The 14,921-nt window shown below is 47.3% G+C and carries 10 protein-coding genes; 1 reads left to right on the plus strand and 9 read right to left on the minus strand.

What is annotated here, in order from left to right:
* Positions 1-29 precede the first annotated feature (29 nt).
* From poxB to QE357_RS17950, 7 genes are all read right to left on the minus strand, one after another.
* Positions 30-1,760, minus strand: coding sequence for a ubiquinone-dependent pyruvate dehydrogenase (poxB, locus tag QE357_RS17920; protein ID WP_309710355.1), 1,731 nt, complete (start codon positions 1,758-1,760; stop codon positions 30-32).
* 169 nt (positions 1,761-1,929) lie between these two features.
* Complete coding sequence (locus tag QE357_RS17925; RefSeq protein ID WP_309710358.1) at positions 1,930-4,275, minus strand: TonB-dependent receptor; 2,346 nt, start codon at positions 4,273-4,275, stop codon at positions 1,930-1,932.
* Between the two features lie 215 nt (positions 4,276-4,490).
* On the minus strand, positions 4,491-4,994 hold the full coding sequence (locus QE357_RS17930) for a methylated-DNA--[protein]-cysteine S-methyltransferase (RefSeq protein ID WP_106637776.1): 504 nt from the start codon (positions 4,992-4,994) through the stop codon (positions 4,491-4,493).
* A gap of 5 nt (positions 4,995-4,999) precedes the next feature.
* Positions 5,000-5,920, minus strand: a complete 921-nt coding sequence (miaA, locus tag QE357_RS17935) for a tRNA (adenosine(37)-N6)-dimethylallyltransferase MiaA (RefSeq protein WP_309710361.1) — start codon at positions 5,918-5,920, stop codon at positions 5,000-5,002.
* Positions 5,921-5,933: 13 nt separating this feature from the next.
* Positions 5,934-6,539, minus strand: a complete 606-nt coding sequence (locus QE357_RS17940) for a DNA-3-methyladenine glycosylase 2 family protein (RefSeq protein WP_309710363.1) — start codon at positions 6,537-6,539, stop codon at positions 5,934-5,936.
* Between the two features lie 341 nt (positions 6,540-6,880).
* The gene (locus tag QE357_RS17945; protein ID WP_309710368.1) at positions 6,881-8,566 is read right to left on the minus strand and encodes a sodium:solute symporter family transporter; all 1,686 of its coding nucleotides are present in this window, start codon (positions 8,564-8,566) and stop codon (positions 6,881-6,883) included.
* A 55-nt stretch (positions 8,567-8,621) separates the two neighbouring features.
* On the minus strand, positions 8,622-8,747 hold the full coding sequence (locus QE357_RS17950; protein ID WP_255400706.1) for a hypothetical protein: 126 nt from the start codon (positions 8,745-8,747) through the stop codon (positions 8,622-8,624).
* 853 nt (positions 8,748-9,600) lie between these two features.
* On the opposite strand from QE357_RS17950, the gene QE357_RS17955 reads away from it, so the two are divergent.
* A complete protein-coding gene (locus tag QE357_RS17955) occupies positions 9,601-12,444 on the plus strand; it encodes a TonB-dependent receptor (RefSeq protein WP_309710370.1) in 2,844 nt (947 codons plus the stop codon).
* A gap of 115 nt (positions 12,445-12,559) precedes the next feature.
* Here the strand turns inward: QE357_RS17955 and QE357_RS17960 are convergent, their stop codons facing one another.
* Positions 12,560-13,321, minus strand: a complete 762-nt coding sequence (locus QE357_RS17960) for a DUF4397 domain-containing protein (protein WP_307141239.1) — start codon at positions 13,319-13,321, stop codon at positions 12,560-12,562.
* Positions 13,322-13,383: 62 nt separating this feature from the next.
* Entirely contained in the window at positions 13,384-14,907 is a 1,524-nt protein-coding gene (locus QE357_RS17965) for a SusD/RagB family nutrient-binding outer membrane lipoprotein (RefSeq protein ID WP_307141240.1), read from the minus strand.
* Between the last annotated feature and the right edge of the window lie 14 nt (positions 14,908-14,921).

Here is a 14,921-nt window from a genome sequence, read left to right on the forward strand (position 1 = left end):
CAAGCTGCCAGCAGAAAAGCCAGCAACGATTATAACTTATTCAAAAAGTTACTCTTAATCGTATCCACCACTTCGCTGACATCGCCGCGAAGCGTATCTTTCATCATGTACATCCCGAAGCCCCAGGCTTGTTCGAAGGTAACTTTAGGCGGCATGGAAAGCTCCGTTGGATTCACTACGACGTCCAGTAATACCGGACCAGAATGCCGGAACGTTTCCTCAATCGCTTCGGGTAAATCATCTGGACTTTCGACGCGAATGCCCCGAATGCCCATCGCTTCAGCCATACGAGCGAAATTGGGATTTTTCATATCCGTCCCGAAGGGTGGCAATCCGGCTACTTTCATTTCCATAGCTACAAACCCCAGGGAGTAGTTATTAAAAATTACCAGCTTAACGGGAAGGTTGTATTGAAAGATCGTCAGCAAATCGCCCATTAACATCGCAAAACCACCATCACCAGAAAGAGAAATTACCTGACGATTCGGGAAGGCCAGTTGTGCCCCAATCGCCTGTGGCATCGCACTAGCCATAGAACCGTGCGTAAACGAACCTAATAATCGACGCTGAGCCGTCATTTTCAGGTAGCGGGCCGCCCAGACGGTGGGGGTTCCCACATCAGCCGTGAAAATAGCGTCCTTACTTGCCTTCTCGCTGAGAGCTGCCATCAGGTATTCCGGGTGAATTACGCCGTCGTTTTCGGTTCCCCGGGCGTGCGAATCAAATTCTTCCCGGTTCTTTTTATAATCTTCTAAAGCCCGATCCAGGTGTTTGCGATTCGTTTTCTCGATCAATAAAGGTAATAAAGCCTGAATGGTCGGAGCGACACTTCCAACTACTCCCAAGGTAAGGTTGGAGCGACGCCCCAAATGCTCAGGACGCGTATCGACCTGAATCAGTTTTGCCTTATCCGGGTACCAGTCTTTGTAAGGGAAGTCCGTACCCAGCATGAGTAATACTTCGCCATTAGCCACGGCTCTTGCTCCAGAACGGAACCCAATCAAACCCGTTAAACCGACTTCGTAAGGATTATCATATTCCAGGTATTCCTTCCCTCGCAACGCATAGACTAAGGGAGCTTTTATCTGCTCACATAACTGCAACACCTCGGCGTGAGCACCCGCACAACCGCTTCCCCCCAAAATAGTAACAGTTTCAGCCTCGTTGATAAGCTGAGCCATTTGTTGTAACTCCTGATCCGAAGGCCGGATGAGGGGCTGGGGAAGAAAGATCTGATGTTCAAGATGGGATTCTTCTACTTTTTCCGAGGATACATCCCCGGAAATGGTAATAACAGCCACCCCCTGTTTACCAATGGCATTTTGCATAGCAATCTGCAAAACACGGGGCATTTGCTTGGCTGAAAAGATAGTTTCACAGTAATGACTGCACTGCTGAAAAAGATACTCGGGCTTCGTTTCCTGAAAATAACCCGTTCCAATTTCCATACTTGGAATTTGGGCCGCAATGGCTAGTACCGGAGCCATGCTTCGGTGGCAGTCGTATAAACCATTGATAAGGTGAAGATTACCGGGGCCACAACTTCCGGCACAAACCGCCAACTGACCCGTGGCCTGAGCTTCGGCTCCGGCAGCAAAAGCCGCCGCCTCTTCGTGCCGGTAATGAATCCATTCAATTTTCCCCGAACGACGAATTTCATCTACTAATCCATTGAGAGAATCTCCCACGATTCCGTGAATGCGTTTAACTCCGGCATTCACCAGCATTTCGACCATCACAGCCGCTATAGACTTTGCCATATTTCATGATAGGTTTTGCACAAAACTTCAAAGTCACAAAAGCCTTGCCAGCTAAGCTACCTAGCCGGGTTTTAATCAAATTATAATCCGTTGTTTCGTCTTTCGTATAAAATAGGGAAAGAGGTCCCTCCTTACGGAAAGACCTCTTTTCTTATCACCCTATTCCTAATTAAAATGAATAATTAAGCGTCAGCATGAATCGCCGACCATTGCCACGGGTGTAGTTTTCATTACTTCCAAAGAACTGAGCGATATAGGTATAGTAGCTCTTATTAAGTAGGTTTTCAATCCCCAGGCTCAGCCGCACGGGCTCACTCACTTTATATCCTACATTTAAATTCCAGAGGTTATACGATCGTACCCGTCCTTCGTAAATGGCATAGGTACCGTTGGCCCGGGGCGTAAACCGATCCCTGTCTCCTAATCGCCACCAGTTCAAATCAATACTTACATTTTTAATACCGGAATAGCGGGCATACAGAGTAGTTTTATCGGGAGAAATTCGGCTGGCATTTAAATAGGTATCATAGCGTCCATCCGAATTTTTATCCACTTTTCCTTCCGTAATAGCATAGTTCCCGCCCACGGAAAATGCTCGAACCGGAGTCCAGTCAAGCTGAACTTCATACCCCCAGACGCGTTCAGGAGCACGCTCAGTTGTATACACTCCTTCCCCGAGGTCAACAAAATTAGCTCCCAGTTTAGACGTACTGATGTAACCCGCCGCTGATAGAGAAAGTGTTCCGACCTGGCTACTGAATCCAACTTCATAATTATTCACAATAATGGGCTGGGTTTGTAGCTTCTCAATGGTATTTTCCTGAGCCGACCGTAGAATCCGTCCCAGATCGTAAATGGAAAAAGCCTGCGAATAACTTACAAAAGGATTAAACCATTTGTTTTGCGAATACCGTAATCCGGCGTTGAATACCAGGGCCTCATAGCCAAGATTACCGCCTTTTACAAAAATACTTCCCTGCCCATTAGGACCCGTTGCTAGGGTATTGTAATCGGCTATTTTAATGTTGATGTTTTCTGCCCGAACCCCTGCTTTCAGCGTCAGCCCTTCCACCAAAAGAGCACTTAGCTGAGCGTAGGGGGCCAGGTTTCGCATGTTAATGTTAGGAACCCAGGTACGCCCGTCCACCAGAGACTGAGAAGTCTGGTCATTGAGTAAATCAAAACCATACGTAAGGTCACCACGAATACGACTGGCAAGGACGAAGGGACTATTCAGGTTGACCCGAAGACCTTTCTTAACGGAGGGAATCTGAGACTGGCCAGAACCGTAGAACGAAGCCGAATTTGAGTAAATCGTCAGGAAATCCTGGTAATATAAACTGGCATTGATATTAGTACCCCCAATGATATTTCGTCCGATGTATTGAAGATTTGCATTATGGTTATGCCGGGTTCCTTCGTCCACTCCCACGCGTTTGCCAATGACCCCAATGGCAGGACTTACCCCATACTTACCGGCCTTGAGAACGTAATTGGAATGTTGATTGGAACCGTAAAAATTATACATTCCTTCAATCCGGTGCTTGCTGGAAATATCGTAACCTATTTTAACAAAGGCATTATAGATTCGTGTCTCGCCCAGACCATATTCAGGGGAGATCACTTGTCCCTGTGCATCCCGAAAGACACCCGTCTTTTCGTGCATGCCACTAACGACATAATCCACCTTTCCACTACGACCAAAAAATTGTTGTGAAAAACGGTAACCGAACGTACTGTCCCCTCGTGTATTACCCGTCATGGCCAGTTGCGTATTACCCCCCGAGTGATTGCCCTGACGAACTTTCTTGGTGATGTAGTTAATCAGTCCCCCGTCGGCCCCATTTCCGTAAATAGAGGTTGCTCCTTTGATTACCTCAATGCGTTCGATAACCGAAGGGTCAATGCTGCGGATGTCACGGCCACCCGCCCGCAGTGGAGTTGACTGCGGAATTCCATCAATGAGTACCAGCACGTTACGTCCTCGCAAAGTTTGTCCGCTATTACCCGTCTGGTTAGTAGAAGGAGCAAGACCGGGCACGGTGTTCGATAGAATATTAGCTACGTTGGGGCTAATTCCTGCCTGGGTTTCCAGCTCTTTTCCGGTAATAACGCTAACCGAAGAAGGGGTTTCTGCCAGCGTTTCTACCCGCCGACCCGCCGAGACGATTACTTCTGAGAGCTGCTTGTCAATTTCCGTAGTTTGCAGCGTAACTTCATTTTTTTCGCCTGCCACCAGTTCGATGGACTGACGTATGGTTTCGTAACCTACGCCACTGGCAATGATTGTATACGAACCCGCAGGGGCTTTCAGGGAAAATTTCCCGGATTCATCCGCCGTAGCAATCATTCGAATGCGGCCTTCCTGCTCCAGAGAAATGTTGATGAAGGCAGCCAGTCCTTTTGCTGTTTTAACCGTGCCCTGTAAAGTAGCTCGATCGGATTGAGCCCAAGCGGTGGTAAAGAAGAAGAAGGATAAAAGTAAGAGATAGGGAAGTTTTGAAATGGGGTACATAACTAAGGAGTTCATTTTACGGCCCCAAATCTATTTGTATTTAGACTTATTTCAAATAATAATCTTTGATGGATTTTCTAATTCTTAAAAAATGGTTTTCTTCCATGTCTGAAAGAATAGGGTCATTAGGTATGGGGAGGGCTTTCTTGCCAGCCTTCATCTGTCAGAGCTATACTCCCTTTTCTAATACCTTATCAGCCAAAAGGGAAGCCCCCTTACTCCCATAAAGATGTTTGCTTAATGGCTCCTTCCAGTCTCAGTAATCGATTTTTACGGTCCAATCCGCCCGCAAAACCCACTAACTTACCTGAAGACCCGACCACCCGGTGGCAGGGAGCAATGATGGAAATGGGATTACGGTTCGCAGCTCCACCTACTGCCCGTACCGACTGCGGGTTGTTTAACTGCTGGGCAATCTCTCCGTATGTACGCGTTACTCCGTAAGGAATAGTCAGTAAAGCCTGCCAGACCTGTTTTTGAAAATCCGTTCCGATAAAATCGAGCGTTAACTCGAAACGCTTGCGTTTCCCGGTAAAATATTCATTCAACTGACGTTCCGTTTCCAGTAAAACTGGATGTTGCTCATCCCGAGTCCCTAACTCCACGGCAATTCGGTCAGGATTATCATTTTCCCACAGGATCGCCGCTAGCCCTTTTTCCGTAGCAATCAGGGTTAAAGCTCCTACGGGTGAGGTTATTACTTTATGATGATTGAGCATGGCTACTATGCATTTGAGGAACGGTAGCCGGCTAGCTGGTCCAGTATATACGCTTTTACCCCCTCGTAATCTGAAGCTTCGAACCATTGAAAATCGCCCTGATGGCGAAACCAGGTTAGTTGCCGTTTGGCGTAGCGGCGACTATTCTGCTGAATTTTTTCGACCATTTTGCCGGAATCGTACGTGCCATCGAAGTATTCAAAAACTTCCTGGTAACCTACGGTTTTCAGAGCATAATGCTCCCGATAATCCGTTACTGATTTTACTTCATCGATTAACCCAGCCTCCATCATCAGGTTGACCCGTCGGTTAATCCGGTCATATAATACTTCCCGGTCGCGGGTCAGGCAGATTTTTATTACCTCAAAAGGTCGTTTCGCTTTTTGCCCCGTTCGGAAGCTCGAATAAGGCTTACCTGTACTCAGGCACACTTCCAATGCCCGCACAATCCGCTGGGTATTATTGCGATCTACGTATTCAAAATAAGCTGGATCGAGCCGACGTAATTCTTCCACCAGCGGCGTAATTCCTTGCTCTGCAAATCGTTGCATCAATTCCTCACGAACGCTCAAATCTACCTCGGGCATTTCGTCCAATCCATCGGTAATGGTTTTCAGAAATAAGCCGGAACCACCCGTTAGAATAACGACGTCTTTTCTTGAGAAAATAGCCTCGAGCGTTTGCAGGCATTCCCGTTCAAAATCGCCAACACTGAAGTAATCCTGTATGGAATGTGAATCAATGAAATGATGTCGGATTCCCTGCATTTCTTCCACCGTGGGCTTGGCCGTTCCGATGCTTAATTCTTTGTAAAACTGCCGCGAATCCGCCGACACAATTTCGGTATTTAACTCCTGAGCCAGCTTTACACAAAGCTCCGTTTTACCCACTGCCGTAGGCCCGGCAATCACGATTACTACTTTCATTGATCAATCTTCCTTACTTTTTTACCTGGTGTTTCCAACGCCATAAGGCCCGACTAGCCGTAGAGCGATACGGTCGCCAGGACTCAGCAATTTCAATCATTCGTTTGCGAAGATTCCGGTCTTTCTCCAAACCATACGCCAGCATCATGGCCTGCTGAACGCCCAGATCATCAACGGGAAAAACATCGGGGCGTTGCAGGGTAAAGATTAGAATCATCTCCACCGTCCAGCGACCTACACCTTTAATCTGACTTAGGTAATCGACGATGGCGTCATCATCCATCTCGTCCCAGTTTTTGGTCTCCAGATTTTCAGCCAGCCAGAACTCGGCGACGTTTTGCATGTATTGAGCTTTGCCCCGGGATAACCCCACGGCCCGTAATTCTTCAGTTTCCAAAGCCAGTAACTGCCTGGGATGTGGATATTCTCCGGGAAATAATTTAAGAAAACGATTAAAAATCACGACGGCTACCTGCGTGGAAAGCTGCTGAGAAACAATCGAGTTCAACAGGTCGTAATATACATCTCCCGAACTTTGCGGTTCGGATAAAGAAACGGAGGCGATAATGTTAGCCATTTTCGCTTCACTATGGGCCAGATGGATTAGTGCCTCCCGCATCGGTTTAGTTTTCAGTTTTGCGATTCCACTGCCAGCCTTTCGCTGGCAGCAACCACTTTCTTATCTCCCTACCTACTTACTCCCCCGGGTTAATACCCGGGGCTATTCATATTCAACCCCGCTGGGGTTACGAGCTCTACATTAAAAGCTCTTTTAGATTTACGATTCCGCTGCCAGGGTGGCCCGGCCAGCCTTTTCGCTGGCAGCAAGCACTCTCTCCTCTTCCTACCTATGTTGCCAGGGTCCCCGGGTTGACACCCGGGGCTATTCGGATTGAACCCCGCTGGGGTTACGAGTTCTTCATTAAAAGCTATTGCAATTACACACCACTAAACTAGTGATCACCCGTTCACCACCTTATTTTTCCCCAGTATAGTTTCCAGCAATAAACCCATGGCTACTACAGCCACGCAGCCGATTACATTGAGCCAGAGGAAAGCCGTTAAGTTTAATAACCAGCAAACCACTACCCCGATCTCTGCCATAACTGCCGCCCAGAAAGTTGCTTTGGCTCCAATCTGTTTAAAATAAAAAGCAACCACAAAAACCCCTAAAACGGTTCCGTAAAATAAGGAACCCAAAATGTTAACGGCCTCTAGTAAACTTCCTACCCGACTGGCGTACATGGCTACTGCAATGCTTAATATTCCCCACACAGCCGTACTGATTTTAGAGACCTTTACATAATGAGATTCCGAAGCCTGCGTTACCCACATGCGTCGGTAAATGTCCACTACAAAACTGGAAGTCAGCGAGTTAATCGCCGATGCGATGGATCCCATGGAAGCAATAAAGATGATAGCGATCAATAAACCGACTACCCCCTTAGGTAAGTATCTTACGACAAAAGTCAGGAAGATGTAATTGGTATCGTTGGCGTCGCCACCCTTTTCTCGGACGAGTTTCTGCGTTTTTTCGCGTAGTTCGGTGCTTTGCTTGGTTAGGTTCAATACCTGCTTTTGAAGCAGATTTACCTGAGCTGCATCCTTTTTCTCAAGAGCTTGTTGTAACTGCGTGACGGCCTGTTTTTTCTCCGTAAAAATCTGTGTATTTTTTTTCTGCAAAACCTGATAATCAACCGTATTTTCGATCTTACTCAATGCCGTTTCATTAAATACCAAAGGAGCTTGATGAAACTGGTAGAAGACAAAAACGAGTGCTCCGACCAACAAGATCAAAAACTGCATGGGAATCTTGATAATCCCATTCATTAATAAACCTAACCGACTTTGGCTAATGGTTTCGCCCCCCAGATAACGTCCCACCTGCGACTGATCCGTACCGAAATAACTTAATTGCAGGAAAAAACCACCGATTACACCCGACCAGACATTGTAGCGATCATTCAGGTCAAATTCCCAGTTGATGGTCTGGAGTTTATTCATCTTTCCGGCCACTTCCAGCGTATCCACAAAATCCATATTTTCGGGTAGTAACCGTACGACCAGACAGCCCGCCAGAAACATGCCGCCCAATACGATGAACATCTGCTGCACGTGCGTATAACTCACCGCCTGACTTCCACCTATTACGGTGTAAATCAATAAAATACCACCCATCGCTATATTCGTCCAGACGATATCCCAGCCGAAAATGGTCGAAAGAATAATACTGGGAGCATAGATACTGATGCCCGTTGAAAGCCAGCGTGGCACCAAAAAGAGAATTGCCGTTAGGGTTCGGGTACGAAGGTCAAAACGGGTTTCCAGGTATTCGTAAGCCGTATAGACATTGAGGCGGTGAAAGATGGGAATGAAGGTAATAGAAATGACCACCATCGCCAGTGGCAACCCAAAGTAAAACTGCACAAACCGCATCCCGTCGGTATAGGCCTGCCCCGGTCCCGAAAGAAAGGTAACCGCGGAGGCCTGCGTAGCCATAACGCTCAGGCACACCTGCCACCAGGGTAACGTATGACCACCCGTCAGGTATGATTCGAGGTTCTGTTCCCGCCGACTGCGATAAATTCCGTAACCCACAATAAAGGTTAACGTAACGGCCAGAACGATCCAGTCGAGTAAAGACATTCCAGAGTATTTAAATTTTAGGGTTAAGAAGTGTGGACGAAAGAATAGTCGGTACTTACGAAAAGGCTTCCGTAAACCACCAGAACAGCATAATCATCAAAATTAGATTGGCAATCACCAACCCATACAACTGTCGCCAGGAGCGGACAAAGGGGGGTAAGCCTTCCTTTTCTTCTTCCATTATTGTTTCGCTATGCAATCTTCTACGCAAACTGCCCATTTTCGATCAGTTGAGCAAGTAATAGTTCATTTCTCCATCGAAAAACGTCTAAACCTATTCAATCGTGACAGGGATATCCCTATTCTATTCTGTGCATTTTTTGCAAAGACCTGGAGGCTTTTTAAGATGATGTTTTGAGTAAAACAAGGAACCATGAGTATGTTTCCCTTCATGCAAAACCCGTTCTACGCCGTGGTTGGTGTCTCACCAAACACTACTTATGTATAAATGGCTGGTGAGACACCAGCCATGGCGGGAGAAGCTTTCTAAGATGACGTTTAGAGTAAAACAGGGAGCCATGAGTATGTTTTTCCTTCATTCAAGACCCGTTCTAAGCCGTGGTTGGTGTCTCACCAAACACTACTTATGTATAAATGGCTGGTGAGACACCAGCCATGGCGGGAGGACTAATTACAAAAGCCGCCTCTTACCCAGACGCGATAAAGTCGCGTCTCTACCCCAAAAACGTTTTTATCCTATTTTGGATTTGGATTGCAAATCAGGCGTGACCGAAACCTACTATTTAGGTTTCCCCACCTTGTTCGATAATACCCTGGAAGATGAAGAACGCTAGTCTGCATTTGTAACGCTTAGCGTCGCGGACGAATAGTGAGGGACTTCAGACCTATCATCCAGAACAAAGAAGCTTATATGCCTTTCTAGCTAACCTTCAATCATGCAATGGTTACTCTAATCCTCAGCTCAGGCTCTTCCCCTTAATTTATAAAATTATTTATTAATAACCAAATAAGCAATATTACTTAAAAATGTCATAACATTATAGCGATTCACGAATACCCAAATTTTAAACATTATGAACCTTTTATTTTTACGTTTATGGATGCTGTGTTTATGCATTCTTCCTGGTGCATTATTTGCTCAACAAATTCGCGGCAGAGTACTGGATTCTAAAGGAAATGCCATTGTTGGAGCAACTGTTCAGATTAATTCAACCAACAACGGAGCGAATGCGTCGGGGACTGGAGAGTATCTGTTGAAAGTACAGCCCGGTTCTTATCAGATAACTGCTCGGGCCGTAGGTTATGAGAGTCTGGTTAAAACCGCCGAGGTGAAGGGAAATCAAACGCTTGAGCTGGATTTTGTCCTCAACGAATCTTCCGTTAGCCTGAATGATATTGTAGTGCTGGGTTCCCGCTCTTCGCAGGCCCGTACCAGCACCGATACGCCCGTTCCGGTGGACGTCATTGGAGCCAAGGAAATGAAGCTGGTGGCTCAGACCGATCTTACGCAGATCATGAACTACGTAGCTCCGTCGTTTAGCTCCAACCGTCAGACCGTTTCGGATGGTACCGACCACATTGATCCCGCTTCGCTACGGGGTCTTGGGCCAGATCAGGTGTTAGTACTGGTGAATGGAAAACGTCGCCACACCACTGCTCTGGTCAATATCAATGGAACCTTTGGTCGTGGAACTGTGGGAACGGATTTAAATGCCATTCCAGTATCGGCCATTGAGCGAATTGAAGTATTACGCGATGGAGCTGCGGCCCAGTACGGATCTGACGCCATTGCCGGCGTTATTAACCTGGTTTTGAAAAAAGAAACGCCCTGGAATGCCAATCTCATGTACGGTCAAAGTCTGACGAATACCTTAGGCAAGAGTTATTCAGACGGAAAAACGGTACAGTTCGATCTTTCGAAAGGCTTTAATCTGAATAACAAAGGCTTCGTAAACATCGCCGCTCAGTATCAGGATCGGGGAGCTACCAATCGCGGTGGACTCGATACCCGACCCTTATTATACTCTTCGGTATGGCCTTCTTCGGCGACTACGGTAGAAGCTCGTCAAACTCTGAAAGCAGCCGACGATGCCAAGGCTCAGGCCGCCGGACTGGATCGCAATAACATGCGGGTGGGTAATGCTGCCGTGAAAAATTTTGGCGTAATGGCTAATGCTGAGTATAAACTCGGAACTAACGTTACGCTTTACGGTCAGGCGGGTTACACTAATAAAGAAGGAAATGCCGCTGGTTTTTATCGCCTGCCTTCTCAATCTACTCAAATTGACCTGTCAATTTATCCGAACGGTTTCCTGCCGCAGATTAATACTTCTGTACATGACCTCTCAGGCGGACTTGGCCTGAAAGGAATGTTGGGAAAATGGAACTGGGATTTAAGTAATACCTACGGAGAAAACAGCATCAAATTTAATATCTCCAATACGCTGAATGCTTCGCTTCCAGTCGGCACCAGCCCTACTGAGTTTTACGCGGGTAAACTGAAATATGGCCAGAATGTAGTGAACCTGGACGTTAGCAGACGGCATGAATTCTCAGGGGTATTTTCAGCTCTGAACACGGCTTTTGGCACGGAGTTCCGCACCAGCCGGTATGAAATTGGAGCAGGTGAAGAAAAATCCTGGTCCTTTGGTATTCCTTCCGAGAATATTCCTGGCCGAATGATTGGCTCCTCTTCTACCGCCGCGGGTGCTCAGGTATTTCCCGGTTATAAACCCGCTAATGCCCTGGTAAAAACCCGAACTAACGTTGGTATTTACGCTGATTTTGAGGGCGAGTTCAAAGAGCGTTTATTACTGGGAGCGGCCTTACGTTATGAAAACTACTCGGACTTTGGTAGCAACCTTTCTTACAAAGCCACGGGTCGTCTGAATCTGTTCCAGGGGCTGGCTTTACGGGGGGCCGTATCCACGGGATTCCGGGCTCCTTCGTTGCACCAGATTTATTTTAATAACGAATCCACCCAGTTTGTAAACAGCGTAGCCCGGCAGGTATTGACAGTCAATAACGAAAGTCCCGTGGTAAGTCAGTTTGGCGTAGGTAGACTCAAACCTGAAATCTCCCAAAACTACAGCCTGGGTTTAACGGGTAAATTTGGTAGCTTCAGCATGACCATTGATGCCTACCAGATTAACATCAAAGACCGGATCGTTTTCTCCAGCCAGTTTGCCCGTGAGTCGGGTACTACTGGAACGGTTAATACGATTCTCAATACGGTTGACCCGAATCAAACCATCAACTCTGTTCAGTTTTTCACGAATGCCATTGATACCCGCACGAAGGGTCTGGACATTGTGCTGAGTGATCGTATCAAAGTCGGTGCGAATACATTGAACCTAACTGTTTCAGGAAACTTCAACGAAACCAAAGTAACCCGCATTCAGGGTTCTTCGGTGATTGAAGCCGATCCTTCTCTGAAAACCCGTTTATTCAGCCGCGAAGAGCAGTCCCGCTTTGAGTCTTCGGTACCCAAAAGCAAGATCAATCTGAGTGCTAACTATCAGGTAAAAGCCTGGAATTTCTTTTTGCGGACGGTACGCTTCGGTGAGGTAACGTATCGAAGTGCTACCATTCCTGGTACGACTGTAGCAGGCGTTCCCTACCCCGCTGACAATGACCAGACTTTCTCGCCCAAATGGGTAACGGATGTAACGGCCAGTTATGCTTTAAACAAGCACGTAACCCTGACACTGGGAGCAAACAATCTGTTCGATGTGTATCCCGATAAGGCGTACATCAATGCTCGTAACAACCAGTTCAATTACGCCACAGACGCAACCCAAAGTTATACGACGGCACTGGATAATACCTCTAACGGTCGATTCCTCTACAGCCGGGCCGTGTCGCAGTTTGGTTTCAATGGCCGCTTTGTCTTTGCTAAAGTGGGGGTAACGTTCTAAGAACCGTCCCTTAGTAATCTATTCCGTCAGATAACGCCAGCTTAATTAAACAAAAACCGGAGCATAAGTTTTACACTTACGCTCCGGTTTTTATTTAATTCCTGCTCTGGGAATACTAAATATCCAGCGGTAATGATATGGTGGGTGGCGTTTTGGTATCCCCGGCAACCCCTCTCAGGATAATGGTATAAAAACGTCCGGCATAAGGTTGAATCCGATCTGCGGAGGCCGAGGTTAAGGTAACTGAGCCATTTTTAGCCGTAATGGTCTGAGCTGCCGAATTGAACGCGACGGGATCAATGGCAATGAAGTTAGTAATGCTTTTATAGGCAGATACCGTGGTAATCACCTTGCCATTGATTGCCACTTCATAGCCCCCAGCAGGACTGTTCACTACCAAATTAGCAACCCGCACGTATGCTTTTCCAGCATCAGCCACGGTTCGGTTATCTTCTACACTAATTACTTCGTAGGCCGAGGCATTTCCAGCGGCAAAGACGGAGTAATACTTCCCATCTTCCAGCGTTAGGTTAGCCCCCCATAAAGCCGCTTCCTCAGCCGTTGTCGTTTTCGCCGCATTGATTTTCAACGTGGCCGTTCCAGGTTCTACCGCTGCATAATTCCGAACCGGAAACGCAGAAAAATAGGTAACCGCCGCAGGTAGCGGATCGGGCGTGGTGGGCACGGTATTTACTCCTGAAAAAGCCTTGTTATTAAGGTACAGAGCCAGTCCAGGAGCATCGGGGGCGGCGTGATAAAACCTCAGCCGGGCTCCGGTAGCGGGCTTTAGGCTTGCCAGAGGATCGCTTTCGTTACCACAGGCCACGACGGCAGCAGCCAGTAGTACAGTGATGAATGATTTGACTATTGATTTCATTGAATAGCTGTTCAGATGCCTGCCCAGGATTTTATGAAGAAAACCCTGAGCATTCGGCATGGTTAAGGATTAACAAACCAGGTTTCGTACGTATGGTAGTCCAGGTTATTCCCGCCGTATTTGTCCAGGGAAGCTCGGTTCCATACATATTCGGAGTTATACCGGGGACGAACCCGATAGGCCAGTTTTCCATTGTTGTCAGGGAACAGACGCTCAGGTGCAGGAGGGGTAAATCCAGGATATACCTCTGAACTGTACTTGTACCGACGCATATCAACCCAGGTTTCGATTACCCCGTGTCCGTATAAAGCCAGGTATTTCTGCATCATGATGTCACTTAACTTCAAACTCGCCGCCGCTTTCGGCACGGCATTGCTGGCCAGATAGGTCTCCCGGTTGGCAGCCGTTACGCCCGCAAAATCCATGGCTGCCGCTACTCCTTTTTTATAGGCATCGTAGGCAACCGACTTGTCTCCTTTCTTAAAGGCAGCCTCTGCTTTCATGAACTGCACTTCACTGTAAGTCATCAAAGGGAACCCGGCCAGATCCGTGAAAATATACTTGCCGGGGGTGCTGCTGGTAACCTGATTAGACACCACTCCCCATAAAGTCGGAATGCGGGCCTCATTGCCATTGATATTATTAGGATCGCCATAAGTTACCGTCACCCCCCGGTATTTTCCATCGGGCGAAGGAGAAGCCAGAATGTTCAGGCGAGGATCAGTCGCTCCGAGTAAGCTACCATCCAGCATTTTAATCAACCAGTCGGTCTGGCGGTAACTACCGAAGTTACTCCGGGTAGGCCCCATAAAACTCAGCGTTGCCGTATTACCCGCCGCATAAGGAACAACGAAGTTATCAGCATTGGAGGCCAGTGATTTATCGCAGTACTCAATAACCTTATCGGCATTAAAGGTGCTCTTATTACTTTGGTGGAGCATGTTACGGGCCAGAACAGCATAGGTAAATTTAACCCACTTGCTTTTGTCACCCTTATAGGCCTGATCGGCTCCGTTCCGATTTAATACGGCAGCTCCCTGCACACCATCCGTGCGATTGAACGTCTCCAGAGCTTCGTTAGCCAGCTTGGCTACGTATTCGTAGACTTCCGGCTGCGTGTCGTAATCAAAGACGTAACGATTAGGTTCGAAAGCCTGCTTCAGAACGATTTCTCCGTGATAGTCCGTTGTGGTTTGCCAGCTCCAGGCAAACAGAGCTTTCGCCGCTCCCACAAATTCCCATTGCTGATTGGCCGTCGCCTGATTAATCAGTAAGTTGACGTTAGGACCCAGGTTCCAATAATTTACCCGCCAGATTAACCCAGCGTTGTCGGAACCCGCCTGGTAACCGTGACGATCCCAAGTATCGTTGGCCGCAGCATCGCCCCAGCTTTGAATGTATTTTCCGATGAACCGGCAATCGAACTGTTCCCCCAACACCGTTTGCTGAATCATAGGAGGCAGCAGGGCACTGGGATCCGCTACCTGAGGGTTAGCGGGATCGACGTTAATGTCAAGGTATTTATTACAGTTGCTTAAGCCCATGCTTAAAGCAAGCAGTACGAGTGTTGATTTCAGTTTTCGCATAACGTAATAATGCT

Origin of the sequence: Siphonobacter sp. SORGH_AS_0500, from assembly GCF_031453245.1 — a bacterium.
In the GTDB taxonomy this organism is placed as follows: domain Bacteria; phylum Bacteroidota; class Bacteroidia; order Cytophagales; family Spirosomataceae; genus Siphonobacter.